The organism is Nocardia aurantiaca, assembly GCF_009708175.1.
Classification (GTDB): Bacteria; Actinomycetota; Actinomycetes; order Mycobacteriales; family Mycobacteriaceae; genus Nocardia; species Nocardia aurantiaca.
The window spans coordinates 243,910-268,660 of the sequence record NZ_WMBB01000003.1; the positions used below are offsets into that span (position 1 = coordinate 243,910).

26 protein-coding genes and 1 pseudogene are annotated in these 24,751 nt (G+C 66.4%); 16 read left to right on the top strand and 11 right to left on the bottom strand.

Annotation, left to right across the window (positions count from 1 at the left end; translation table 11 throughout):
* Positions 1-3: 3 nt before the first annotated feature.
* Positions 4-348: a DUF190 domain-containing protein gene (locus tag GLP40_RS07295; protein ID WP_230329324.1), complete on the bottom strand. Its 345-nt coding sequence runs from the start codon at positions 346-348 to the stop codon at positions 4-6.
* A complete protein-coding gene (gene crcB, locus GLP40_RS07300) occupies positions 341-772 on the bottom strand; it encodes a fluoride efflux transporter CrcB (protein ID WP_328289820.1) in 432 nt (143 codons plus the stop codon). Before crcB ends, GLP40_RS07295 begins: the two co-directional genes overlap by 8 nt.
* A 127-nt stretch (positions 773-899) precedes the next feature.
* Between crcB and GLP40_RS07305 the strand changes: the two genes are divergently transcribed.
* From GLP40_RS07305 to GLP40_RS07340, 8 genes are all read left to right on the top strand, one after another.
* A complete protein-coding gene (locus GLP40_RS07305) occupies positions 900-1,100 on the top strand; it encodes a hypothetical protein (RefSeq protein ID WP_154787072.1) in 201 nt (66 codons plus the stop codon).
* Between the two features lie 499 nt (positions 1,101-1,599).
* Entirely contained in the window at positions 1,600-2,274 is a 675-nt protein-coding gene (locus GLP40_RS07310; RefSeq protein WP_328289821.1) for a TetR/AcrR family transcriptional regulator, read from the top strand.
* A gap of 33 nt (positions 2,275-2,307) precedes the next feature.
* Complete coding sequence (locus GLP40_RS07315) at positions 2,308-3,606, top strand: D-arabinono-1,4-lactone oxidase (RefSeq protein WP_154787073.1); 1,299 nt, start codon at positions 2,308-2,310, stop codon at positions 3,604-3,606.
* Positions 3,607-3,676: 70 nt separating this feature from the next.
* The gene (locus tag GLP40_RS07320) at positions 3,677-3,883 is read left to right on the top strand and encodes a hypothetical protein (RefSeq protein WP_154787074.1); all 207 of its coding nucleotides are present in this window, start codon (positions 3,677-3,679) and stop codon (positions 3,881-3,883) included.
* A 13-nt stretch (positions 3,884-3,896) separates the two neighbouring features.
* Positions 3,897-4,286: a hypothetical protein gene (locus GLP40_RS07325; RefSeq protein ID WP_154787075.1), complete on the top strand. Its 390-nt coding sequence runs from the start codon at positions 3,897-3,899 to the stop codon at positions 4,284-4,286.
* A gap of 215 nt (positions 4,287-4,501) precedes the next feature.
* Complete coding sequence (locus GLP40_RS07330) at positions 4,502-4,777, top strand: hypothetical protein (protein ID WP_154787076.1); 276 nt, start codon at positions 4,502-4,504, stop codon at positions 4,775-4,777.
* A 193-nt stretch (positions 4,778-4,970) separates the two neighbouring features.
* Complete coding sequence (gene mscL / locus GLP40_RS07335; RefSeq protein ID WP_154787077.1) at positions 4,971-5,366, top strand: large conductance mechanosensitive channel protein MscL; 396 nt, start codon at positions 4,971-4,973, stop codon at positions 5,364-5,366.
* 76 nt (positions 5,367-5,442) lie between these two features.
* Positions 5,443-6,993 (top strand): MFS transporter, encoded by a 1,551-nt coding sequence (locus GLP40_RS07340; protein WP_328289822.1) that lies wholly within the window; start codon positions 5,443-5,445, stop codon positions 6,991-6,993.
* Between the two features lie 79 nt (positions 6,994-7,072).
* Here the strand turns inward: GLP40_RS07340 and GLP40_RS07345 are convergent, their stop codons facing one another.
* Both GLP40_RS07345 and GLP40_RS07350 read right to left on the bottom strand, forming a co-directional pair.
* Positions 7,073-7,759 (bottom strand): GAF and ANTAR domain-containing protein, encoded by a 687-nt coding sequence (locus tag GLP40_RS07345; RefSeq protein ID WP_154787078.1) that lies wholly within the window; start codon positions 7,757-7,759, stop codon positions 7,073-7,075.
* Between the two features lie 118 nt (positions 7,760-7,877).
* The gene (locus GLP40_RS07350) at positions 7,878-9,221 is read right to left on the bottom strand and encodes a YhgE/Pip domain-containing protein (protein WP_154787079.1); all 1,344 of its coding nucleotides are present in this window, start codon (positions 9,219-9,221) and stop codon (positions 7,878-7,880) included.
* A gap of 75 nt (positions 9,222-9,296) precedes the next feature.
* Here GLP40_RS07350 and GLP40_RS07355 point away from each other — a divergent pair, with 75 nt between their 5' ends.
* The 3 genes from GLP40_RS07355 to GLP40_RS07365 all read left to right on the top strand — a co-directional run bounded on the left by GLP40_RS07355 (position 9,297) and on the right by GLP40_RS07365 (position 11,933).
* Positions 9,297-9,917, top strand: coding sequence for a TetR/AcrR family transcriptional regulator (locus GLP40_RS07355; RefSeq protein ID WP_154787080.1), 621 nt, complete (start codon positions 9,297-9,299; stop codon positions 9,915-9,917).
* 130 nt (positions 9,918-10,047) lie between these two features.
* Positions 10,048-10,647, top strand: a complete 600-nt coding sequence (locus tag GLP40_RS07360) for a TetR/AcrR family transcriptional regulator (protein WP_328289823.1) — start codon at positions 10,048-10,050, stop codon at positions 10,645-10,647.
* A 110-nt stretch (positions 10,648-10,757) separates the two neighbouring features.
* Positions 10,758-11,933, top strand: a complete 1,176-nt coding sequence (locus GLP40_RS07365) for a DUF4132 domain-containing protein (RefSeq protein WP_154787082.1) — start codon at positions 10,758-10,760, stop codon at positions 11,931-11,933.
* Here the strand turns inward: GLP40_RS07365 and GLP40_RS07370 are convergent.
* The 4 genes and pseudogenes from GLP40_RS07370 to GLP40_RS07385 all read right to left on the bottom strand — a co-directional run bounded on the left by GLP40_RS07370 (position 11,909) and on the right by GLP40_RS07385 (position 15,239).
* Positions 11,909-13,366: pseudogene (locus tag GLP40_RS07370) on the bottom strand (FAD-binding protein). The gene GLP40_RS07365 and the pseudogene GLP40_RS07370 overlap by 25 nt on opposite strands.
* Entirely contained in the window at positions 13,363-13,863 is a 501-nt protein-coding gene (locus GLP40_RS07375) for a VOC family protein (protein ID WP_154787083.1), read from the bottom strand. Before GLP40_RS07375 ends, GLP40_RS07370 begins: the two are co-directional and overlap by 4 nt.
* A gap of 37 nt (positions 13,864-13,900) precedes the next feature.
* On the bottom strand, positions 13,901-14,560 hold the full coding sequence (locus GLP40_RS07380; RefSeq protein ID WP_154787084.1) for a TMEM175 family protein: 660 nt from the start codon (positions 14,558-14,560) through the stop codon (positions 13,901-13,903).
* Complete coding sequence (locus GLP40_RS07385) at positions 14,553-15,239, bottom strand: VC0807 family protein (RefSeq protein ID WP_154787085.1); 687 nt, start codon at positions 15,237-15,239, stop codon at positions 14,553-14,555. The genes GLP40_RS07380 and GLP40_RS07385 overlap by 8 nt, the downstream gene beginning before the upstream one ends.
* A gap of 282 nt (positions 15,240-15,521) precedes the next feature.
* On the opposite strand from GLP40_RS07385, the gene GLP40_RS07390 reads away from it, so the two are divergent.
* Complete coding sequence (locus GLP40_RS07390; RefSeq protein WP_154787086.1) at positions 15,522-16,313, top strand: VOC family protein; 792 nt, start codon at positions 15,522-15,524, stop codon at positions 16,311-16,313.
* Between the two features lie 24 nt (positions 16,314-16,337).
* Here GLP40_RS07390 and uraH read toward each other — a convergent pair whose 3' ends face one another.
* Both uraH and uraD read right to left on the bottom strand, forming a co-directional pair.
* The gene (uraH, locus tag GLP40_RS07395) at positions 16,338-16,673 is read right to left on the bottom strand and encodes a hydroxyisourate hydrolase (protein ID WP_328289824.1); all 336 of its coding nucleotides are present in this window, start codon (positions 16,671-16,673) and stop codon (positions 16,338-16,340) included.
* The gene (gene uraD, locus GLP40_RS07400) at positions 16,670-17,167 is read right to left on the bottom strand and encodes a 2-oxo-4-hydroxy-4-carboxy-5-ureidoimidazoline decarboxylase (protein ID WP_154787087.1); all 498 of its coding nucleotides are present in this window, start codon (positions 17,165-17,167) and stop codon (positions 16,670-16,672) included. The genes uraH and uraD overlap by 4 nt, the downstream gene beginning before the upstream one ends.
* A gap of 130 nt (positions 17,168-17,297) precedes the next feature.
* Between uraD and GLP40_RS34370 the strand changes: the two genes are divergently transcribed.
* The gene (locus tag GLP40_RS34370) at positions 17,298-17,432 is read left to right on the top strand and encodes a hypothetical protein (RefSeq protein ID WP_268867076.1); all 135 of its coding nucleotides are present in this window, start codon (positions 17,298-17,300) and stop codon (positions 17,430-17,432) included.
* Positions 17,433-17,643: 211 nt separating this feature from the next.
* On the top strand, positions 17,644-18,144 hold the full coding sequence (locus tag GLP40_RS07405; protein ID WP_154787088.1) for a hypothetical protein: 501 nt from the start codon (positions 17,644-17,646) through the stop codon (positions 18,142-18,144).
* A 3-nt stretch (positions 18,145-18,147) separates the two neighbouring features.
* Here the strand turns inward: GLP40_RS07405 and GLP40_RS07410 are convergent, their stop codons facing one another.
* Entirely contained in the window at positions 18,148-18,570 is a 423-nt protein-coding gene (locus tag GLP40_RS07410) for a MarR family winged helix-turn-helix transcriptional regulator (RefSeq protein WP_154787089.1), read from the bottom strand.
* A gap of 102 nt (positions 18,571-18,672) precedes the next feature.
* Between GLP40_RS07410 and GLP40_RS07415 the strand changes: the two genes are divergently transcribed.
* Both GLP40_RS07415 and GLP40_RS34730 read left to right on the top strand, forming a co-directional pair.
* Positions 18,673-20,112 (top strand): MFS transporter, encoded by a 1,440-nt coding sequence (locus GLP40_RS07415; protein ID WP_154787090.1) that lies wholly within the window; start codon positions 18,673-18,675, stop codon positions 20,110-20,112.
* Between the two features lie 1,092 nt (positions 20,113-21,204).
* On the top strand, positions 21,205-24,570 hold the full coding sequence (locus GLP40_RS34730; RefSeq protein ID WP_196054565.1) for a hypothetical protein: 3,366 nt from the start codon (positions 21,205-21,207) through the stop codon (positions 24,568-24,570).
* Positions 24,571-24,751: the final 181 nt, after the last annotated feature.

A 24,751-nucleotide genomic window follows, 5' to 3' on the forward strand; every position in this document is an offset into this window, starting at 1 on the left:
CTGTCAATGCCGCACCCCGTCGAAAACCTCGACGGGCGAGAGCGCCACGATGACCGAATCCAGCAGGTCCGCATTGGTTTCCACGAAGGCCCGCAGCCGCGCAGTGTCATCGATGATCATCACCAGCACCGGCAGCCGCTCGGCGAGGTCGAGCAGGCGGGTGGTGTGAATATGGGAGGACACCCCGTAGCCCTCGACGCCGCGCCACACGCTCGCCCCGGCCAATCCGGCATCCCGGGCACGCCGCACGATCTCGTGGTAGCGGGGCCGGTGCCGATATGTGTCGTCCTCACCCAGCAGCACGGTCAACCGCGACGCCGATACCCACCGCCGAACCATGTCACTCATCGCCTGCCCCCAATCGTCGTGCCGTTCCCGATACCCATCGTGTCGCACTCACGCCGAGCACGACCGAAATCAGCCCTGCCACCGCCGTTCCCCCGAGGTAGGCGAATCCCGCGCCGACCCGGCCCGATTCGAGCAGTGTACGAACCTCCACGGCGTAGGTGGACATAGTGGTGAAACCGCCGAGGACACCGACCCCGAGAAACGGCCGCATCAGACGATGCGCCACCCATATCTCGGTGATACACACCATCAGTACCCCGATGAGGAAGCAGCCGAACACGTTGACCGCCAACGTCTGCCACGGAATCGCGCCCCGGTGCGGCACCCACAGGCTCACGGCGTACCGCGCCTCCGCGCCGATCGCGCCGCCCACCGCGATGACACCGAGCAGGGCGGCGTCCACGCCCGCGACGTTCGCAGCCACCACCCCTCCCTTCAATTAGCGAAATAGTTGCTACTCGCGTGTTGCTGAAGCCGGACAGCGGCCCGGAACAGCGAGGATAGAACGGCTTGCCGGGAGTTGTCCCATCGGCCCCGAGGAGCCGAGTCGGATGCGCGACCGGATCGCCAATTCCCGTGTGGACGGCATCATTTCGGTCGGCGCCGACCACAGCATCGGCGAGGTCTTCCACCTGGGTATGGAGAACGAGTCGGTCCTGATCCGCACCATGCGCGCCAATGCGCTCGAGATCGTACCGAGCTTGTCCGCCGGACCCTCTACGAATGGCACGGCGACGACCAGGTCCCGCTAGCCCCCGCGCTCCACACGCGAGCCGCTACTCCTTCGCGTGGTCCGCTGCAGCAGGGCAAGCACTCGACGCGGAATGGGGCCGCCGTCGATGGGTGTGAAACCTATGCGTCGCCGAATCCCATGCCCCATACCGTATCAAGGATGCGATCGGACCACGCCCTGCAGGAGGCTGACCAGCGGCGGGCTGAGCGCGGCTGGTTGCCGGATCTTCCGTACCTCGACAACAGATCATCCGAGACTTCGGACGGTCGCGCTGGAAAGCACTCGAGGACCGCAAATCCCGTGTGTCACAGAAGCGTCGAGGTGGCCTTCCCGAATTCGGGAAGTATATTTCGCCCCTATCGGCGTCGAGAGCGTAAGGCCCGCGGGCTCGCCGAGCGGTCAGGCAGTTCCAGCCGGAAATCTCCGCCGCCCTGCGGAGAGGATTCGAGAACATAACCCACGCCACAAAACGGAGAACCACCCTCCGAATAACTCTGCCGCCTTGTTAGGATTATGGTGTGAATCACGTCACCACCGCGCCTCCACCTCGCCGTCTGCGCGCGGACGCTGCCCGCAATCAGCAGCGCATCATCGCGGCCGCCCGCGAACTGTTCGCCGACCGCGGGCTCGAGGTCACCCTCGACGATGTGGCCGAACAGGCCGGCGTCGGCGTCGGTACCGTCTACCGGCGCTTCGCCAACAAGCAGGAACTCATCTCCGAGGTCTTCGACCAGATGGTCACCGAACTCGCCGGGGCCGTGGACGCGGCGCTACACCATCCCGACCCTTGGGATGGACTGGTCGCCCTGTTCGAGTACTCGTGCCGGCACATCGCGGCCAATCGCGGCTTCGGTGAGGTCCTGCTCGAATTGCACGACAGCATGGACCGTTTCGTGTGCATGAAGGACCAGATCCGACCCGGCATGCAGGCGGTCATCCAGCGCGCCAAGGACGCGGGCGCACTCCAGCCCGATATCGAGCCGGCCGATTTCTTCGCGATGGTGAACATGGTCGACGGCATGGCCGGATTCGCCCGGCCGGTCAATCCCGATGTCTGGGAGCGCTACATGGCGCTGATTCTCAATGGCGTGCGCGGCGACGGCGTGCCCCGCCTGCCGCTCACGCAGCCGCCGCTGACCGAGGACGAGGTGGAACGGGCCAAGGCGGCGGCTTGCACCCCGCGCAAACGGTAGCGCGCATCACACTCGCGGTTTAAAGTTGGTCGCATGACCAACTCTTGGGTGAACTGGGCCGGGGATCAGAGCTGCACCCCGGCAACTATCGCCGAACCGAGCTCGCCCGAGGACGTCGCGGAAGTACTCGCACAGGCCGAAGCGAACGGACACACCGTCCGGGTCGCCGGATCGGGCCATTCCTTCACCGAGACCGTGCTCACCGACGGCACGCTCATGCGGCTGAACAAGCTGGACAAGATCCTGAACGTGGACCGCGAATCCGGGCTGGTCCGCGTGGAAGCGGGCATCACGCTCAATGCCGCCAGCACCGCGCTGCACCCGCTGGGCCTGGCCTTCCCCAACCTCGGCGACATCGACGTGCAGTCCATCGCGGGCGCGACCGCGACCGGTACCCACGGGACCGGATCCAGGCTGCAGAACCTCTCGGCCGCACTGCATTCCGTCGAGCTCATGCTCGCCGACGGCAGCCGGGTCGAGCTCAACGAGCAGACCGACCCCGACGGCTGGCGGGCCGCGCGCGTGAACGTGGGCGCGCTGGGCGTGGTCACCGCCGTGACACTGCAGATGGTGCCATCCTTCGTGCTGGAAGGCATCGAGCGGCCGGTGCCGGTCGAGGATGTGCTCGGCGATCTGGACAGCTTCGTCGAGGGCAACGAACACTTCGAGTTCTACATGTTCGCCCACAGCCCACTGGCCATGACCAAGCGCAACAACAGGGTCGACCTGCCCGAGCAACCTCGGGGCAGGGCCGTGGACTGGTTCTCGGACATCCTGATGACCAACTACACCTTCGACGCGCTCTGCCGGCTCACCCGCCGCCGCCCCAGCCTGATTCCGCTGGTGCAGCGCAGCGCCGCCTACGCGGGCAGCTACCGCCGCCAGGTCGAGCGCTCCTACAAGGTCTTCGCCAGCCCCCGGCTGTTCCGCTTCACCGAGATGGAATACGCGCTGCCGCGCGAGCATTCGGCCGACGCCATCCGCGAGATCAAGGAGGTCGCCAGGCATTTCGACACCCCGATGCCGATCGAGGTGCGCTGGGTCGCCCCCGACGACGCCTTCCTCTCCCCCGCCGGTGGCCGCGAGACCTGCTACATCGCCGTGCACCAGTACGAGGGCATGGACTACGAGCCCTACTTCCGCGCCTGCGAACGCGTCTTCGACCGCTACAACGGCCGCCCGCACTGGGGCAAGCGCCACTTCCAGACCGCCGAAACCCTGCGCGAGCGCTACCCGGACTGGGAGAGGTTCGCCGAGGTCCGACGCCGTTTCGACCCGAAGGGGCGCTTCACCAACGCCTACATCGCACGCGTACTCGGTCCGGTGCACTGAAAGAGGACTAGTATCGATTGCTGAAAGATCGCTGTAACTGCCCGGGCGTGACCGACGTAGGGAGGTTCCGATGGCTTCTTTCGGCGACAGGATGAACGAGGCGGGCTCGGACATGTCCGAGAAAGCCCGTGGCGCGGCCAGCGACATATCCGGCAACGCCGAGGGCATGACCAAACGCATGGAAGAGCACCTCGAGCAGGCCACCGACGATGTGAAGGAGAAGGTCGGCGGCTTCATGGGCAGGATGAAGGAAGACCTCGGCGGCGGATCGAAGTAAGGACCACACAACCATGCCGACGAATGAAAACTCCGATGACAAGTCAGGCGCCAAGTTCGACGACACCACCGAACGCCTGGCCGACGACCTGCGCACCACCGCCGATGACCTGAGCACCGACCTCGGGGTCACCGCCGCCGACCTGCGGGAGCGGGCCGAGTCAGCGGCCGGGCAACTGGCCGAACGGGCCAGCGGGGCCGCCGCCGACCTGGCCGACCGGGCGCAGGCCGCGGCCGCCGAGCTCGCCGATATGGCGAAGGCATTCGCTGACAGGATCACTCCCGACGATCTCCAGAGCACCCTCGAGTCGGTGCGCGCCAACCTCGACCACGCCGCACAGGACGTGCTGGCGGCGGTCAACGAGATCGTCAACGCCCTGAAGAACAGGGCCGGCGGAAAGTAGTCCACCAACGCCGGTTCCGGGCCACGCGGCCCGGAACCGGCGTTGTTCGCTCGTGTTCGGCAGTCTCGTTCGTCCGAGACGACATCGCGATCCGGTTCCTGCCATCATCGAGCGGCACTGGCCCCCAGGGTGTTTCCGGCTCGTCGATCTGGTGACGGCATTCACCGTGTACGCCCGATATCGCCGCCCGGAATGCGAATACGCTGCAGGACAACATGATCGGTGGATTCGGCTATATCGCGATCGTGAACCCGTACGTGGTGTTCGCGATCCGACCGTGGTTGTTCCGATCAAGCGACATCACCCCGGGCGCGCACGGCGAGCGGACCGAATACGCGCTCGGCGCTTTGGCTTTCCATGCTCCTCGCCACGGGTACAGCGTCTGGAGCGTGGCCGAGCCGCTGTTCACTGTCAGGGTGTCGGCCCCCGGCTCAGAGCGCGGATTCGGCCATCGTGCCGACGTTTCTGCACTGGGGCATGCGCGGCGCTGAGGAAGACCTTCCGGGCCGAGCGCGGGAGCTGATTCGACCCGTCTGGTTTGCCCATTGTGTGCCATCCCGCTATCACGGGTGGGAGTGACCCCCGTCAAGGGGGCTGGGCCGTGTACCCGACACACCTGCTTCAGCCTTTAAACTTCCATCCAAAAGATAACGAAAACGTCTCGGATTGGATTAAGCGCGGACCATGATCAAGGGCTTCAAAGACTTCCTGAAGAGGGGCAATGTCATAGATCTCGCGGTGGCGGTCGTCATGGGTACGGCCTTCACCGCCATCGTGACCTCGGTGACCAAGGGTGTGATCGAGCCGCTGCTCGCCGTCCTCGGCGGCAACAGGGAATACGGGCTGGGCTTCCAGATCCTGTCCGACAAGCCGGCCACCTTCGTGGCCCTCGGTCCGATCATCAGCGCGGGCGTCAACTTCGTGTGCGTGGCGGCGGTCCTGTACTTCGTGCTCATCCTGCCGATGAACACCATCAAGAACCGGCTCAGCAAGCCCACCGAGGTGAAGGCCGACCCCACCGAACTGGAGCTGCTCACCGAGATCCGCGACCTGCTGGCGAAACAGAACGCCGACAAGTGACCCGTGACCCGCAGGTAGGCTTAGCCATGTTGTTGCCAGCAGCGTGACCAACGCCTGATCGAGGAGGCGGGAAACCGTGGGCCGCATCCCACCGCAGGAACAGTCGGAGAATCCGCCGAACCAGGTGACGCCCGCGGCGGCGAGCCGGTGGGCCATGCTCGCCGTACTGTGCGCGAGCCTGCTGCTGGTGGCGATGGACGCGACGATTCTCAATGTCGCTCTGCCGTCGCTCATCGATCACATGGAACCCAGTCCCATGGAACAGCTTTGGATCGTCGACCTGTACGGCCTGGTGCTGGGCGGCTTGCTCATCACCTGCGGCGCGATCGGCGACCGGTACGGGCGCAAGCGGCTGTTCCTGTCCGGCTTCGTGCTTTTCGGCCTGGCCTCGGTGGTGGCGGCGACCGCGCACATGCCCGCGCAACTCATCGCGGGACGCGCGTTGCTCGGTGTCGGCGGGGCCATGGTCATGCCATCCACGCTCTCGCTGATCCGCAATATCTTCACCGATGACAAGGAACGCACCCTGGCCATCGGCATCTGGGCCTCGGTGGCCGGCGCGGGCGCGGCCATCGGCCCGCTGGTCGGCGGCCATCTGGTCGAGGCCTTCGGCTGGTCGGCGGCCTTCTGGCTGAATGTGCCGGTAGTGATCATCACGGTGGGCGCCGGGCTGTGGCTGCTGCCGGAATACAAGGCGCCACAGCACGGCAGCCTGGACTGGGCGAGCGCGGCGCTGTCGGTGCTGGGCGTCGTGGCGCTGGCGTGGGGCATCAAGCATGTGGCCAAGGGCAGCCCGGCCCCGATCGATCTGGCGATCATGGCGGCCTCGGTGATCCTGCTGGGTCTGTTCGCCTATCGGCAGTTGAAGTCGGCGGATCCGCTGCTGGACGTGCGACTGTTCCGTAATCGCGCCTTCACCGCGGCGGCGCTGGCCACCCTGCTGGCAATGCTGGCCATCGGCGCGGCCTTGTTCCTGATCTCGTTGTGGCTGCAGTACATTCACGGCTACTCGCCCTCAGAGGCGGGTATGCGCACCCTGCCCGCGGCGCTGGCCACCCTGTTCGGCTCGCTGTCCACCCCGTGGCTCATGCAGCATGTCGGCGTGCGTGCGCTGATGGGCTTCGCACTGGGCGCGCTGGCAACGGGTTTCGCGGTGCTGGCGGCGGTGCCGGAAACCACCTACCCGATCGTCGCGCTGGTACTGCTGTGCCTGGGCATCGGTGACGGCATCGCGATCACCACGGCTGCCGCGGTGCTGGTGTCGGCGGTCCCGGCCGAGCGCGCCGGGCAGGCGGGCGCGGTCGAGGAGACCAATTACGAACTCGGCATCGGCTTGGGCGTGGCGCTGTTGGGCAGCATTCACGGCCGTCTTTTCACCGGCCACATGACCGGATTGCCGCTGCAGGGCGAGGATCTGGCCGATGCGCGCGGCTCGGTGGGCGGCGCGGCCTATGTTGCCGAGAAGATCGGCGGCCCCACCGGAACCGAGGTGCTGCACATCGCCCAGCACGCCTACGACGCCGCGCTCACCACCACCTCTTGGATCTCGACAGCCATGGTGGGCACGGTGGCGGTACTCACCGCGATCCTGGTCCCGCGCGGCTTCAAGGCCACCGCCGCGCACTGAGCCGCATAACGTATTCCGTTATGCCAGTGACATTTTCAGTACCGTCCTTGGCGGGCGGGGTGATGCGGAACAGTTTCGCTCATTCGGCCTCGATCCGAATGCTGCGTTCCACCACCCGCCGAGCCACCTCGACCAGCGAGAGCCCGTGCGTGAAGGCATATCCGCGCAGACGGGCGTAGGCATCGGCGATCTCGATGCCGAGCTGGGCGCTGGTCATCTCGGCCGCCTGATGAATCCAGCGGCTGGACAACGGCTGTGCCCACTGCCGGGCATCGTCGCCGGTGCCCAGCACCAGGCTGGCGGTGACCAGATCCGCGATGTGCAGCGCCGCCGACAGCAGCCGCGGCCCGGGCCGACCGACCGAATCGCGGTACAGATCCACCGCGCCGAGCCGAATCGCACCCAGCCGCAACGGCACCGCGAACAGCGAGCCCGACACCGGCTCCCGGCCGAGCGCCTCGGCGAATCCGGGCCAATGCTCGCAGTCGACGCTCAGATCGGTGACCACCACCGGTACACCGTCGGCCACGGCCGTGACCGCCGGCCCCTCGCCCGCCGTGGCCTGCGCGAGCTCCACCCGCTCGGCGAATTCGTCACTGGTGCACCAGGGTTGCATACCCGCGTCGCGTTCCTCGAGCACGATGGCCGCCCGGCGGACCGGCAGCACCCGCACGCACGCGCCGCACACCGCGCACAGCCCGCCACCGCCATCGCGCACGGCGCGCAGGAACTGTCCTATCAGCTGATCGAACTGCGACGAAGCCATCACCATCGAACCGCCCCACACTCATCGCCCGGCGATGAGTTATTCGGTGCCCCGGGGCCAGTATCACCGTCACAGCTCGACAACGAACAGGGCCGAAAGTCACTGTGGCGGACGATGGTCAGGGCTGGTGCGACACGCCGAGGCGAGTAAGGCCGCGCAGGTCGTAGGCATGGGTGGCGACCGCGCCCAGCAGCAGGCCCAGGCCCAGGCCGACGACCGTCATCCAGATGCCGGTGCTGAGACCCGCCTCCAGATGCCCGTCGAAGAACAGGATGGCGCGTACCGACAGGTAGATCTGGTGCATGGGTTCGAAGCTGGACAGCGCGGCGATCCAACGCGGAATCGCCTCGACCGGAATCGAGCCCGAGGAGGACGGCAGGCCCAGCACCACGAAGACGATCATGTTGATCAGCAGGCCCGCGGTGCCGAAGGCGGCCAGCACCGACAGGCCGGTCACCGCCACCGCGATAACGGCCAGGGTCCCGTAGAGGAACAGCGGCAGCGGCTGGTCGATCGGCATGCCGAAGATCCTGGCGATGCCCATGAACATGCCCGACAGGAACGGTGCGGTGATCGTGGCGATGGCCCATTTGACCAGCAGGGTGCGCCAGCGGCTGATGGGCGCCGGCTCCGGCGCGCGGAACCACGGGCCGTATTCGGCCGGGGCGTAACCGAGCACGTTGTCGATCATCGCGTGGATGATCATGGCGCCGCTGAAGCCCGCGAACAGCAGCACCAGGGTGTAGAAGAACGCGGACAGCCCCTGACCGGTGCCCGCGGGCAGCGGTCGGTACGGGCTGACGACGATGTCGATGGGCTTGGCCAGCTGCAGCCGGGCGGCACCGGCCAATTCGGTGGCGGGCGCGCCCGCCTGCGACGCCAGCTTGGCCTTCACCTGACCGGTGAGCTGCGCGCCGACTGTCGTATTGACCTGCGCCATGGCGCGATCGGTGACGCGTTGCATGATCGAGGACGCGTAGGTGCCCGCGCGCGGATTGGTCTGCACGGTGATGACCGGGCGCTCCACGTCGCCGGGGACCACGGAGGCCGCCGCCAGAATGGACAGCCGCTTGGTGAAATCGCTCGGAATGATGATGGCGCCGTAGATCTGGCCGTTGCTCAGCTGCTGACGGGCGTCGTTGATGCCGACCAGCCGCAGGTCGATCTTGTCCCGCGGAATCTGCTCGGTCAGCGCACCGGTGATCTGGTCGCCGATATTGAGGGTCTTGCCGTCCATCACGTCGCCCACGTCCTGGTTGACCAGAGCGACCGGGAAGTCGTGCAGGTTCTTCTCCGGGTCGGAGGTGTAGCCGAGGTACATGGTGCCGATCAGCGCCGCAAGCAACGTGAGCACCAGGATCGGGCCGATCCAGCCGCGCAGCGGCACGGCCGACCGAACCGGGGTCGCCGCCGGGGTCGCCGTGGCCTCCGGGCCGGTCGAGGAGGCATTGTCGTTCGCCATGCGACGAATGTAGGCATCGACAACAAAGTAGTCAACGTCAACATCCTCGGATGTGTCCGATATCCTGCTCTCACCATGAGCATCGCCAAGCGCAAAGCCCGCGAGGTGGTGGAGCGCGCGCGGTCCTACCACCACGGTGACCTGCGCGCCGAACTACTACGGCGCGCCGAGGAGACCCTGCGCGGCACGGGCGTCGACGGCCTGTCGCTGCGGCAGCTCGCCCGCGACACCGGTGTCAGCCACGCCGCGCCCAGTCGGCACTTCCGCGACAAGCAGGCGCTGCTGGACGCACTGACCGTAGCCGGATTCGAGCGGCTCGGAGCCGGATTCGAGCGGGCCGCGGCCACCGGCACGTTCCCGGAGCGACTGCGCGCCATGGCCCACACCTACCTGCGCTTCGCCATCGACAATCCGGCGCTGCTGGCACTCATGTTCGCGCGCAAGAACAGTCCTACCCCGGCCATCGGCGAGGCCGCCGCGCGCGCCTTCACCGTGCCCATCGAGATGGTCACCGACGCGCAGGCCAGCGGCGAAGTGGTGCCCGGCGACGCGCGGCGCATCTGCCTGTCGGCGGTCGCCGCGCTGCAAGGATTGGCCGCCATCCTGGGTTCGGGCCTGGTCGACGCCGAGGAGGCGGACGGTCTCTTCGACGAGATGGTCACCCACATGATGAATGGTTTGCGTCCGCGACGCTGAGGCCGTATCCACGGACCGGGACCGGGACGCCCGCGCAGCGGAATCCGTGGGCCCCCACCCGTAACCTTTGAGGCGTGACGATCGAGAAACGACAGTGACGATCGAAGGCAGGCAGTACGGCGGGCGCGCCGTGACCGAACGAAAAGCCGAGCGCCGGCAGCGTTTCCTCGACGCGGCCATCCAGATATTCGGTGAGCGCGGCTACGCCAATTGTTCGCTGGCCGATGTGTGCACCGCCGCCGGACTATCCAAACGCCAGTTCTACGAGGAGTTCCAGACCCGCGAGGACGTGCTGGTCGCCGCCTACGACCAGATCCAGGACCAGGCCGCCGTCGCACTCGCCGATGCCCTGAGCGCCGTGGAGCCGGATCCGGACCCGACCGAGACTGTGACACAGGCGCTTTCGGCGTTCCTGGACTCGATCGGTACGGACCCGTTCCGCGCCAAGGTGGCCTTCGTCGAGGTGGTCGGCGTGAGCGAGCGCATGGAGCAGCATCGGCGCGAACGCCGCCACGCCTGGATCTCCATCCTGTACAGGGCGGTGGAACCACTGGCCGGGTCGGGTGCGCGCGTGCGCGGCGCCGGCGAACTCGCGGGCAGCGCCCTGATCGGCGCGATCAACGGCCTTGCCCACGAATGGCTGCTGTCGGTGCCCCGGCCGCCGGTGACCGATCTGGTGGAAGTGCTCGTCCCCATGGCGGTGTCGCTGATCGTGCGAGACCCGAGCTAGTCGCTCCCGCGCTGGTCTTCACTCCGGCCGCCATTCCCGCGACACCAGCAGCGTGTCGGTATCACCCAGCCGACGTACCACTGTCGGTGCGTAGCGGCAAGATGACGGTCATGACCGACGAGGAGCGGCGCTGGGCCGATCCGCACGCCACCGAGGCGGTGCGGAAGTTTCTGCGTCGGCACCGTCGGGCCGTGGAGATCGTACTGACCGCCGCCCGGCTGGACGGACTGGACGAAATCGCCGATGCCGCGGCCGAATACGCCGCCGCACCGGAAGGGCCGGTTACGCCGGGCGGGGCGGCGGCGGTGTTCGCCATCGCGCAGCACGCGGCTGTCGCGTATCGGACCGGGGCCCAGCGGGAGCGGGAATTCATGGATCGGTTCATCGACAGCTGGATGAACGAACACGGTCATGCGTTCACGGTCGCGGTGACCGAAGCGCGGGTTCGGCTGCGGGTGGAGGGCCCGGATCCGCGTGCTGGACGGATGACGCCCTGGTTGCGCACCACCGCGCCGGACGAAGACGCCGAGCCCGCCGCCGAAACCCTGCAACTGCGGGTTCGCGCCCGCCTCGGAGCCGGACCCCCGCGATCGGATGACGATCCGCCGCGACCCGCGGCGGATCCGAGATCGGTGACCACCGATCAGATTCGGCGGCTGGAGGCGGCCATGGTGGACGGTCGGCGATGGCGGGCCGCGGCGCATCGGCGGTTGGTCCTGGAGGATCCGGCGCTCGGGCAGCTCGCGCGGCGACTGGTGTGGGCGAGCTTCGACGGCCGCGGCACGGTGACCGGTGCGTTCCGGGTCGATGCCGAGGGTGTGCTTCGCGGCGCGGACGACGACCCGATCGAGCTATCGGACGAAACGCTGGTGGGCGTCGCCCATCCGGCACAGCTCGGGGATTCCGTCGTGACATGGCAGAACTCGTTCGCCGACAATCGATTACGACAACCATTCGAACAGTTGGAGCGGGCGACCTACGTATTCGCGCCCGAGGAGGCGGAGTCGAATCGCCTGTCCCGCTTCACCGATCGACAGGTCCGCACCGATCGGGTGTTCGGTCTGCAAGAGCTGGGCTGGGAGCTGGTGCGGGAGTCCCTGTTTCGCCGCTTCGGTCCCACCCGTGAGGTGACCGTCACGCTGGAACCTGGACTCGAGGGCGGTTATCGCTACGAGCCCGAGCTACAGCGGATTCTGGCGGTGGAGCTCCGGGGCGGCACATTCGGGGTGTTCGACGCCGTCACCGCCTCGGAGCTGATCCGTCAGCTCGAGCGACTGGCGGCATGACGCCCGGCCCGGCGGCCGAAGAACGAGCCCGCGCCGAGTTGGGTGCCACTCGCGTAGCCCTTGCCGTCCTGGGCGAGGGTCGAGGCGGTGGCGCCCGCCGCGTAGAGGCCGGGAATCGGTGATCCGTTGTCCCGCAGCACCTCCGAGTCGACCGAGGTGCGCAGGCCGCCGAGGGTGAAGCCCGCGTACAGCGCTTTGCCCAGGGTGAGGTCGAAGGCCGCCCACGGTCCGTGGTCCTGCGGCTCGAGCCATTCGGCCGCCTTGCGGAAGTCGGGATCCTCACCGCGGGCGGCATTCGCGTTGTAGCGGTCCAGCGTGGATTACAATGCCTCGTAGGGGATTCCGAGCGCGGAGGCCATCTCCTCGACGGTCTCCCACCCGTCGATGAACGGCGCGAGCGGGAAGTTCGGCCGTTCCATGTGCTCGGAGTCCACGATCAGGTACGCGATCGCGCCCGGCTGATCCAGCACGAACGCGGAGGTGCGCGCGTGATACGAGTCCTCGGCGACGAAGCGTTCACCATTGCGGTTCACCACGATCCCGGTCAGCAATTTCGCCGGCGGGTACACGGGTGCGGTGACGAACGCCTGGTCCATCATGCAGGTCTCGCCACCGGCGGAGCGGCCCAGCCGGATGCCGAGCCCATCGTCGAACGGCGTTCCCAGCACGAACGGCTTCTCGGTCAGCCATGGCACGTGCTCGGCCACCATCTCCGAGTTCATGACGAACCCACCGGTGGCCAGCACCACCGACTTCGCCCGCACCGCACCGGTTTTCCCGAGGTTCTTCCAGCTCACGCCCACCACGGCGTCGTCGGCGTCGGCGATCAGGTTGGTCACGCCGGTCTCGTAGCGCACCTCGACGCCGAGCGCGGCGGCCCGCTTCACCAGCAGGTCGATGATCATGGCCGCGCCCTGCGTGTCGCCCGCCACCGGGACCTTGTGCCCGCGCGGCGCGGGAATCGCCTGATCCCGGTAGGGCCAGACCTTTTCGTTGCCGGTATACATCAGCCCCTGGGTGCCGGGCTGGATGACGGCCTTCTCCGGGTAGTAGCTGCGCTCGAATTCGAAACCCAGGCTCTCCAGCCAGTCGAAGTGCTCGACGCTACCGTCGCAGTAGGCGCGGATCTTCTCCGGTTCGGGATCGCGCGCCACCGCGAGCAGGTACTCGTACATCTGCTCGGCGGAATCCTCGTGACCGGTCGCCCGCTGCACGCCGGTGCCGCCGCCGAGGTAGAAATGTCCGCCGGCCAGTGCGGTGGTGCCGCCCGCGACACCGGCCCGCTCCAGCACCAGTACGCGGGCCCCGCGCGCCGCCGCCTCGACCGCCGCGCACCCACCCGCGATGCCGAATCCGGCGACGACCACGTCGACCTCATCGGACCAGTCGGTTATCGACCGCGCCGCAACGGTTTCCGGAATCCCAGTGCTCACTGCGCATCCTTCTTGATCTGCTCGAAGAACAGCCGCATGTTCGGCCCGATCTCGGCGAGTTCGATGAACGGCACGCCCGAGGCCGCTCCGTCGAGGTAGGCGAAACGCATCTGCCCGCCCATATCGCCCTGCTGTACCACCGGAATTCCCCGTGCCGCAGCATCTTTCAGGGCGGCCTCGAAGTCCGCGGGTTCCAGGCAGACGTGGTGCAGACCGGACCCGCCGCGTTCGAGGAATTCGGTGTAGATGGAACGGCCGCGCACCGGCTGGATGAGTTCGAGCTGGGTGTCGCCGCTGTAGGACAGCGAGATGTGCGCGGTGAAGTCGGCGGGCTCGCCGCGGTAGACGCAGGTCTGCGGCCCGAAGTGGACCTCGGGCATGCGCATCCACCCGCCCGCGCCCATGGTCGTCTTCAGGAACTGTTCACCGGCCGCGATGTCCTCGACCACCCAGGCGATCTGGGTGACCGGGCCGCCGGCCACACTCGTGCTGTCCACCCCGGCAGTTAATCACAATCGCTTAAATTGGCAAGGGCTATTCGACGTCCAGATCCGGTTCGGTCGGCGCCGTCCACCCCTTGTTGCTCAGGCCGTAGAACGTCGAGACCAGCAAATACAGCACCAGAGCCGTTATCGGGGAGAAGAATCCGACGCCGACGCACGCCGCGTAGACCAGAATCCCCGGCCAGGCCCGCCAGCTCTCACGACGTGCGTAATCCGCGCCCAGACCGGGCTTCAGCATCTCCGGCCGCTTCGCCAGCCGCCACCACATGGGGGCCCACGGCACGGTCATCATCACCCCGACGATCCCGTACAGCGCCACCGCCACCACGGCGTCCCGACGCGTGCCGTTCACCAGATTGTCGGCCACCACGATCGTCGGAAAGGGCACCAGCGAAATCCCCAGCAGCAGCATCAGATTCCACCACCGCAGCACATGATCGATGCGCCGCAGCCGCCCGAAAAAGGTGTGGTGATTCATCCATACGACGCCGATCGTCATGAAGGACGCCAGATACGCCACATACGACGGCCAGATATGCCCCAGGGCCCGCAGCAGATGCCCGGGCTCATGCTCGGGCACCCGGATATCCAAAATCAACAGGGTGATGGCAATCGCCATCACCCCGTCGCTGAACGCCTCGACCCGTGCCGTTCCCGTCAGTGTGCCGTTCGGAACCGGCCCCTCACTCATGAACCGAAGCGTAGCCAGGTTCCGCGATCGATTCAGTTCGCTTGACCCGCTTGATGGTTCGAATCGTGACGGCCATCAGCACCACGGTGATACCGACCATGAGCACACTGGACAGCCACGCCATGGTGTGGATGGGCAGCCGGTAGGCGAGCACCACCCGCAGCACGGACTCACCGATCAGTCCCACGCCCCACATTCCGGCGATTCGGTTGTGCAGACGACGCACCAGCGGATCGGTGCGGAACCTCAGTTCCATCTCCGCCAGCTTCGCCGGCGAGTTCGCGAAGGCCTTGCGCGCCGCCACATAGGTCAGTGGCTTGCCCAGCGGGACGCTCACCCCGAACGCCAGGCCGATGACAGCGGTGGTGAGCGAATCTCGCACGATCATCATCCGGGCATCGCCACTGATCAGCGAGCTGACAATGCCGAAGACGAAGCCGGCCAGGATGAGCGCGGCCATGGCGTCGACGCGCCGGACCCGGATCACCTCGACGAGGACCAGGACACCGGAGAACACCGCACCCGCCAACAGCGCCAGGAAATCGGAATACCCGGCCCAATGCAGGATGTAGTACGCGGCGAGCGGCACCGCGATATCGCGGGCGGTCGGCGCGAGCACGCGCAGCAGGCTCAGCCGGTCCTGCGACCGGGGGGCGCTGACAGTGGCGGTATCGGCCATGATCGGAACTCCTGTAATCGGTTTCTGCGCTACAGGAATGACGCTACGGTCGCCCGCACCGCGCCGAATCTGCCAACCATCACCCCCCGGGCATGACAATCGTCATGCCGGATCCGCGCGGCCCTCGGACACCGGAGTCGACGCCTCCACCGCCAGTAGAGTGGATTCGATCTCGATGACACAACAACTCGACGACGAGCCGGGGTTGCTCTTGCGATGAGTTTCCGGGGGCCGCATCGTCTGCATTCCCGGGGGACCGAATACCGATTCGAGGAGTTGATCATGGACTACGCAACGCAGCCGGGCGATCCGGTCTGGACCGATCTCTTCACCACCGATACCGACGGCGCGATCGCCTTCTACGGCGAATTGTTCGGCTGGACCGCGGATATCGCACCCGAGCACGGCGACTACATCACCTTCCGCAAGGACGGCCGGGCCGTCGCGGGCGGCATGCGCAATGACGGGAACAGCGGGCCCGATCAATGGACCGTCTACCTGGCCAGCCCGGACGCGGAGGCGACCGCCGCGGCGGTGATGGCGGCGGGCGGTATGACCGCGGTGCCGGTCACGGCGGTCGGCGATGTCGGAAGGTTCGGCGTGTTCGGGGACAACGGCGGGGTCGGCATCGGTGTCTGGGAGGCAGGCACCATGGCCGGCTTCGAGCAGCGTGGTGTGGTGGGCGATGGGCACTGGGAGGGGCACGTGGGAGCGCCCTCGTGGTTCGAGTTGCATACCCGCGGCTACGACGACGCGCTGACGTTCTACCGCGAGGCGTTCGGCTGGAAGGATCCGTTCACCATTGCCGACACTCCCGAATTCCGGTACACCACAATCCATTCCGTCACCCCGATGCTGGGCGGCGTGATGGACTCGACCAGCTTCCTGCCGCCGGGCGTGCCGGGGTACTGGACCGTCTACTTCGGGGTCGAGGATGTCGATCTCAGCGTGCGCAAGGTGGCCGAGCTGGGTGGCACCGTGGTGCGGCCGCCGGAGGACACCCCGTACGGCCGGCTCGCGGCGGTGGCCGATGCCACCGGTGCGCGATTCAGCCTGGGCGGCAACAAGTCCTGACGAACGGACGACACGGCGAAGAGTTCAGCTTCCTCGATAGGTGGAATAGGCGAAGGGGCTCATGAGCAGGGGCACGTGGTAGTGCTCGCCCGCCTCCCCGGCGACCTTGAAGCTAATGGAGACCGACGGGTAGAAGTAGGTCTGATTCGTTGCGGCGGCATAGCTTTCGATGTCGAAGGTGAGGCGGTAGACACCGGCCTCGAGCCCCTCGGGGCCGAGATCGCGGACCCGGCCGTCGTCATCGGTCTTGCCCGCGGCCAGCACCCGCAGCTCCGGGCCGACCTGCTCCAGCCGCACCTCGACGCCGGCCGCGGGCTTGCCCAGCGCGGAGTCCAGGATGTGCGTCGTAATGGTGCTCACTGCTCGAACACCTTTCGCAGTCGCAGAACCGCGATCTTGCGCAGCTCCTCGGCCACCACGGCCGCCTCGGTGGCGTCGTCGTTGCCGAGGCGCTGGTACAGGCTCGCCAGAATTCGCTCGGCCGACAGCCCGGTGGCGCAGATCAGGAAGACCCGGCCGAAACGCTGCTCGTAGGCGCGGTTGCCGTCCAGCAACTGCGCGGCGATGGCCGCGTCCTGGCCGACTCCGGCCTGCTCCTGTCGCGACCACGCGGAGCCGGTGTCGACGCCGGACACCCGCTCGCCGATGCGGGGGTGCGCGGCCAGCGCGCGGTCCACGTCCGCGGCGTCCAGGGCGCCGGCGAGCTCGGCGGCCCGGGCGAGCACACTGTCGATATCGGCATAGGGCCTGGCCGCCAGCACGGCGTCGGCCCAGGCGGGCACATCACAGCAGGTCAGCAGGTCCGGCCGGAGTTGTTCACCGGCTGTCGTATTGAATTCGCTCAACGTCACCATCGGCGCTACCTCCCTCGGATGGCGGAAGGGTGATCCCGCCACTCGAAAACTAGTGTCACGGGCCGCAACAGCTCGTCAACATCTTGTTGAAGATATACAGAGTCCGGCCGCCTGACCGGTGGATCCAGGCGTGCTCACGGTTGGGGCGGTTGTGGACGGTGAAGCCGCTGACGCCCGGCGCCGCGGCCACGGTCTCGGCGTACCGGTCGCCGCGGCCCTGTCCGACGACCTCCAGTACGGTATGGCCCCCAATCTCTCCCCGTAGACCCCATCGTCGAACTCCGCCCACAAACCCCACGGTCGGGATCGATCCGAAGGCGTTCCGGTTTCGAATCTCGATGCGAAGTCATTGTCGTTTCGGAATGAGGTTCTCTATGGGCACAATCCAGCCCACCAGATCGGTTCGTCCCCTGTGTCGGCGTGCCGCCCGGTTCGCCGTCGCGGGGGCTCTTCCACTCTCACTCGTTCTTCTGGGAGTGACACCCGCGTCAGCCGAGGACGCACCGCCCGCGGCCACCCAGCCGACCACGGATATTCCAGACTCGGCGATTCACATCGGCACTCTCCGGCTCGACCAGCCTTTCTTCCTGACCCCCGACCAGACACAGCAGATCAATGCCGCCACCATGGGCGCGGAAACCGCGCTGGCGCAGTCGCTCGAAGCGGCGGGGCTCGACCACGCCCGCGCCACCAGCGTCTCGAAGGCCGTCCTTGGTGACGCGACGATCGGCGCGGCAGCCGGAGCCGCCCTGGCCAGCCCGATCGCCTGGACCGGTGCGCTGATCGGAGTCGTCTCGGGTCTGATCGCCGGACTTCCCTTCGCCCCGATCGGCCTGGTGGTCGTTCCGGTCATCAGCTCGGCCATCGGCTACGCCGTGATCGCGGCGCCCTTCGCCGCCCTGGGCGCGGGGATCGGAGCCGCGGTCGGCGCGGCGGACGGTCTCCTCAACCCGGCCCCGACGGCCCAGCCCGGCTGAGCCCTAGTGAGACACCACTAGTTCCAGCAGCGCGTAGAGCTCGCGCTGCTGTTCGGCGTCGAGTACGGCCAACGCGGGTACCGAGCCGAAGACCTGCTCCTCCAGCTGCACGCGGAGCGCCTCGCCCGCCGGTGTGAGTGTCACCAGGCGGGCGCGGCGGTCGGCCGGGTGAATCTGCTTCTGCACCAAGCCCTGTGATTCGAGCCGGTCAACGGAGGTGGCCGTGTTGGACAGGTCTGCCCCGAGCCGTGCGGACAGTTCCTTGAGTGTCAGCGGCTCCGCGAGGTGCCCGAGCGCCTTGGCCTGCACCGGGGTGACTCCGAGCCTGGTTGTGTTGACCGCGAAATGGTTTCGCACCAGTGCTACCGCACGTTGCAGCACATCGACCAGTTCCGCGGTGGTGGGCTGGCGCTGCTCGTCGATCATCCGCCCACCCTATCGGCCCTATTGAAATTAGTGGTTGACCACCAACAGCTTTGGACGCACACTCTCATTCATTAGTGGTACACCACCAATAAATGGAGAGTAATGACACCCGCACCACCCGAGGCAAACCGGGCCACCCTGCGCTACCTGACCCTGGGCCTGCTCTGCTCGGTCCAGATGATGCTCAATCTCGACGACACCATCGTGAATGTCGCCCTTCCCACCATCCAGCGACATCTGCATATGTCCGAAACGGACCTCACCTGGATCATCAATGCCTACCTGCTGCTATTCGGCGGTTTCCTGCTGGTCGGGGGACGCAGCGCGGACCTGTTCGGCGGCAAGCACGTCTTCCTGATCGGCGTGACCGTCTTCGGCCTGTCGTCGCTGGCCACCGGTCTGGCCCAGAACTCGGCCATCCTCATCGCAAGCCGGGCGGGTCAGGGGATCGGCGGGGCCTTCGCCAGTCCCGCCGCGCTCAGCATTGTCGCGACCCTCTTCACCGACCCGCGCGAACGCAGTCGCGCCCTGGGCATTTGGGCCGGGCTGGGCGGGCTCGCGGCAACCCTCGGAGTGGTCCTCTCGGGTGTCATGACCGAATATGCCGGGTGGCGTTGGTGTTTCCTCATCAATGTGCCGGTTGCGGTCCTAGCCCTCGTCCTGGCGCACCGGCTGCTCCCCGACCGCCGTGCGGCCCGTACCGGCATCCGCCTCGACGGCCTCAGCGCGGCCCTGATCACCAGCGCGATCGCCGCCCTCGACCTCGGCCTCATCGACAGCGGTCACTCCTCCGGCCTCGCCACCGCCGCCCGGATCGCCCTGGGTCTGACCCTGCTGGCCGCATTCCTTCTGCGCGCCGGGCGTTCCCGTGTCCCGATGATTCCCCTCAGCTTCTTCCGCGACCGCGACCGCGCCGTCGCCAACACCGCGAACATCCTCTTCTGCTCGGCCATCCTGTCGATGCTGTTCTTCCTGACCCTGCACCTCCAACAGGTCCTCCACTTCACTCCCCTCCGGACCGGCCTGGCCTGGCTCCCCTTCTGCGCCTTGGTCATAGCCGGTTTTGCCACCGCCGCCGCCCTCGTCCCCAACCTCGGCGTCCGCCCGATCCTGGTCGCCGCCATGGCCTCCGGCGCCGTCGGCATGCTGCTGCTCTCCCGAGTCCCCGCCACCGCCCACTACCCCGCCCTCCTCCCCGGCATGCTCACCGCCGGCTTCGGCATGGGACTCGGTTTCGTCTCCATCACCATCGCCGCCGTAGGCGAGACCCATGCCGATATCACCGGTCTGGCCTCCGGCTTCGTCACGACCACCCAGCAACTGGGCGGCGCACTGGGCCTGGGCGTCCTGAGCACCATCGCACTCCACCACCGCAGCACCCAACTCGCCGCGGGCGCCTCCCCCGAGCAGGCCCTGACTCAGGGCTTCCAACTCACCTACCTGATCAGCGCCGTAATCCTCACCCTCACAGCACTTCTCACCGCCGTCGGCATCACCGCCACGACCGGCGCCACCCGCCCGGACCCACTACCCGTCTCCTGACCGAGAAACCAGATCCCGGGCTCCAATGGAGTCCGGGATCATCGGTCTTCCCCGAGCCGCGGCCAGCGCACCCGGGCACGATCCAAGGCCAGTTGCGTCTGGGCCCCACCATCAGCCCGGTACCCGACAACTCAATCTCCATCGGCGCCGCCATCGCAACCCTGCTCGCCCCGACCGCCCACCAACCCTCCCCTGTGGCGGCGGATACTCACCAACCTCGCCGCAAAAGAAAACCGGGCAGTGGGTACCACCCACTGCCCGGTTTGCCAGACCGCCGCCTCAGCTCTTATCCGGGCCGGTCCTCCGACGGATCGCAGCCATGTTCATGATTGCGGCACCGAGTGTCGCTGTAGCGGCAACGAGATTGAGGCCAGCGGCCGTCACCATCAGATATGCAGTAGCTTCCTGCATGGAATAGCTCCCTTTCGAGTTCCAAGGGATCCGGCCGGGTTCCCGCGAGCGTTGCCAGAATGCAGAAGAATCGCGATCGAAAGTGTTCTCCGATGTCTTCGGTACGCGGCGCGCCGGCAACGTTGCTGGTCGGTGGACAGGCTCGCGCGGGAAAGGCAGAACAGCCGGAGAACGTATGAGAACATCCAGTACACAGAGCATCTGGCATGGAGACGTCGAATGGGCCGCGGCAAGAGGGTGAACCGGTCGAGCTGGCCTGCCACAGGTCCACACCGCCGACTACTCGAGATACTCGATCAAGTCCACGCCGAGAACGGTATGCAGTCAGCCCAGCAGATCGCCGAACGAATGGGACTCACGGCCCGATCTCGGGTGAACAGTTTGCTGCGTGGAGTGCAGGGTTGCCTACCTGCGGACGAACAGCAGTTGAAGCTTCTCGTCTCCGCACTCGGCGGCGGATCGGACGACTACACCGAGGCACTGGGGTACTTCCGGGAGGAACTCGCCGCACGAAACCGATCCGCCGCGGTGGGCGTCGCCTCGGCGACGCCCACCGCATGTGCGACTTGGCACCTGGATCCCGCGTTCCGCCGACATTGGGAACCACGCAGTCGCGGTGTCGAAAGGTCCACTCACGCAGGATGGTACTTCACCGGCAGGGTTCGGGCCCTTCGTGAATTGGTGACCTGGATCGAAACCGCGTCCGGCACCGCGCGTGGAGCGGCAATCGTCACGGGCGATCCAGGATCCGGTAAGTCAGCGGTGCTATCACGGCTCATCGTGCCGACAGACCCCGAATATCGGGCGATGATCCCGCCGCGAGTCCTCGACGATGCTGCGGTCGGAACGGTCGCCGCCGTCGGCCAAGTCGACGCCGCAGTGCATGCGGCTGGCAAGTCGACCGCGCACATAACCAAACTGATCGGCGATGCGCTAGGAGCAGAACATGTTTCGGACACCGAGGACCTGATCGACTTACTGGACCGACGCGGTGAGCCCGCTGTTGTCGTCATCGACGCACTCGACGAGGCAGCACAGCCCAGGGAGCTGGTCCGGGAGTTGTTGATCCCGCTCATCCGCAACAACATTCGCCCCGGGATCCGACTGGTACTCGGCACACGGCGGGAACTACTTCCTTTCCTTCGGGCGTCCAACCTGCGCATCGACTTGGACAACGCGGAGTACTTCTCCTCCGACGAGGTGAGCGCGTACATCACCAGCTACCTGCTCGGCGAAAGCGATCCCACTGCCGACACCCCGTATCGCGGGCGGATCGAGCTAGCCAAGGCGATCGGACACGAAGCCGCCGATCGGGCAGGCAACAGCTTCTTGATCGCTCAGTTGGTCGCGCTCGACCTGATCCAGCGCGACGACGTCATAGACCCGTATTCCGTCGGCGCCTTCCCGTCCACCGTGGCCGACGCAATGGAGCGATACCTTGCCTCCGCAGGCCAATCGATGCATCGCAATGGAATCCTCGCGGCTGCACCCGAAGCCTGCGCTCAATGGGTGAGAGATCTCCTGCGCCCCTTGGCTTTCGCCGAAGGCGAGGGCCTCAATGATGATGACCTCTGGGCCGAATTGGCAACGCAGCTCGGAGTCGGCCGTTACGAGGCAGTCGATGTGCGCAAACTGCGGGACAACACGCCTGCCCTCGCCCTGCTCCGATCTGTCGAGTTCACACAACGGCCGTCGTGGTCCCTCTTCCACGAAGCGCTTGCCGAATATCTCCGAGACGACGCGGCGCGTTTACACGGATCCACCGTGGCGGCGCAGTCCGGCATTCTCGACGTTCTGTCGAATCGGTTGATTCTCAATGGATCCGGCCACCTGGAATGGCGTGCCTGTGATGCCTATTCGCGCGCAAATCTCGCGCGACACGCAGCAAAGGCACAGCGGCTGGACGAGCTGGTCGTCGACGCAGGCTTCCTATTGATGACCGATCCCGAACATACGATCCCCCTGCTCCAGGATCTCCGCGACCCCAAAGCGCTCGCGGCCGCACATGTCTACGAATTGTCCTCACACGGTATGCGAGACGCCGATGAGAGCAGACGTGCAACAGTACTCGGCGTCACCGCGAAGCTGTATGGCGTCGACTTCCTCGCCGAGGAACTCGCCGCGACAAGCGAGATGGAGTGGGAAGTCAAATGGACACAATGGAAGCCACCGGGAAGGCATCGCTGTCTGCCCGATCATGAGGCCGGCACGACCGCGATCGCGGTCAGCGAACTCGGGGAGTTCCCCGTAGCGATCATCGGTTGCGCTGATGGAAGTGTCAGTATCTGGGATCTGCACTCGAGCACGATGATCGGCGATCCATGGGCCGGACACGTAGGCCCGGTCACCGCGATCGCCTGCGCCGAACTCAACGAATGCCCGGTCGTGATAACGGGTTCGAGCGATGGAACCGTCCGCGTCCGCGACCTGCTTACCGGTATGGCAATCGGCGCCCCCTCGACGCCACGATCAGGTCCGGTCAATACCATCGCTTGCGCCGAAATCGACGGCAACACAGTGGTGATCGCTGGGTCAGCCGATGGCACCGTCTTGATCCGGGATCTGCTTTCCGGCACCCCTCTCGCTGAACCGTTCACAGACCATACCGGCTCCGTGAATGCAGTCGCCTCCGCAACCATCGACAATCGGTGCGTTGTATTCAGCGCCGGAGCGGACCGGACCCTGCGCTGCTGGGACGCGAAAACGTGTGTTCCCCTGAGCGATGCGGGCGAGGGGCATAGTGGAACCATCAACTGCCTGGCGGTAGTAACGGATCCGGATGGAATCGCTGTGGTCAGCGGCGCCACCGATGGCACTCTCAGGTATTGGACCTGGACCGCAGACACACTCGTCTCGAAATCGCTACGCGGACATCAGGGATGGGTGAACGGTGTTGCCGTCGGTCGACTGAACAATACTCCGATCGCGGTGTCCGCAAGCAACGATCGTACCGTTCGGATGTGGAATCTGTTGACCCGCAAAGAGATCGGACTAGCCCGCACGGGGCATCGTACGAAGATCACCGACGTGGCACTGGCCGATGTGCACGGCCGCCCTACGGCCATCACGACCTCCAATGACCGAACGGTTCGACTCTGGGACCTCACCGCCGAAGAACCGCGGCGGTCTGTGGAAGGTCTGGCGCATTCCGGCGGGATCAATGCCATCGCGGTGGGGGATTCCGGTCACAAGCGCATTGCGATCACCGTGAGCAACGATCGAACGCTTCAGGTGTGGGACACCGATCTAGGGCAGACCTTCGGCCCGAATATGGCGAGTGATAGCGGGTTGCAGGCTGTCACCGTCGCGCAGAGTCGTTTCGGGCCCATTGCCGTCACCGGCAATCGCAATGGCACGATCGAGGTCTGGAACCTGGCCGGTCGGGATTTGCTCACCACGATACGAACTGCGCACAAAGGCAAAGTGAACGGCCTGGCAGTGGTGGATCTCGGGGTGGAGACGATCATTTCGGTCGGCGACGACCGCGCCATTCGACTTTGGCGTCTCGATGACGGAACGTCGCGGGGCGCGGTGGACCGAGCACACAAGGGCGCAATCAACGCGCTGGCCATCAGTCGGCACGCGGGGGCAGCGGTCGCGATCACCGCGAGCAACGATCGAACCGTTAGGACATGGGACCTCGCGACCATGCGCCCACACGGTCCGGCGATGTGTGGACACCATGACTGGATCCGCGCCGTATCCGCTTTATCCGTCGACGGCAGCGTCACCGTCGTAAGCGGCAGCAACGATCGGACGATTCGGATCTGGGATGCAACCGAAGGTGCTCTACGCCAGCCTCCCTTGGAAGGCCACACCGGTGCGATCACCTCTATGGCGATCGGAACAGTGGCAGACCGACCGGTCCTCGTCACAGCAGCTACCGACGGAACGCTGAGAGTATGGGACGACCTCGCACGCGACATCAGAACATCGATGCCAATCGTTATCGGCAGCGTTGTGCAGAGCATCGCGATCACATCGACCGGCGAGATTCTCCTGGCTGGTCCGGCGGGATGTGCCTGCCTTCGCCCGATCAGGAACTGAACTGCCGATGCACCCCAATGGGTGATTACCTCTGGGAATGTTCGGCTTGTGACGTTTCGTGCCCAACGACGACACCGTCATCGACCCCGCACTCGACAACTTCCCCTCGGAACGAACTCAAAAGCCCTGCGCATCCGGGAGAATGCCACGCCCCGGGAACCTGAGCGCCCGTGCCGAGCCA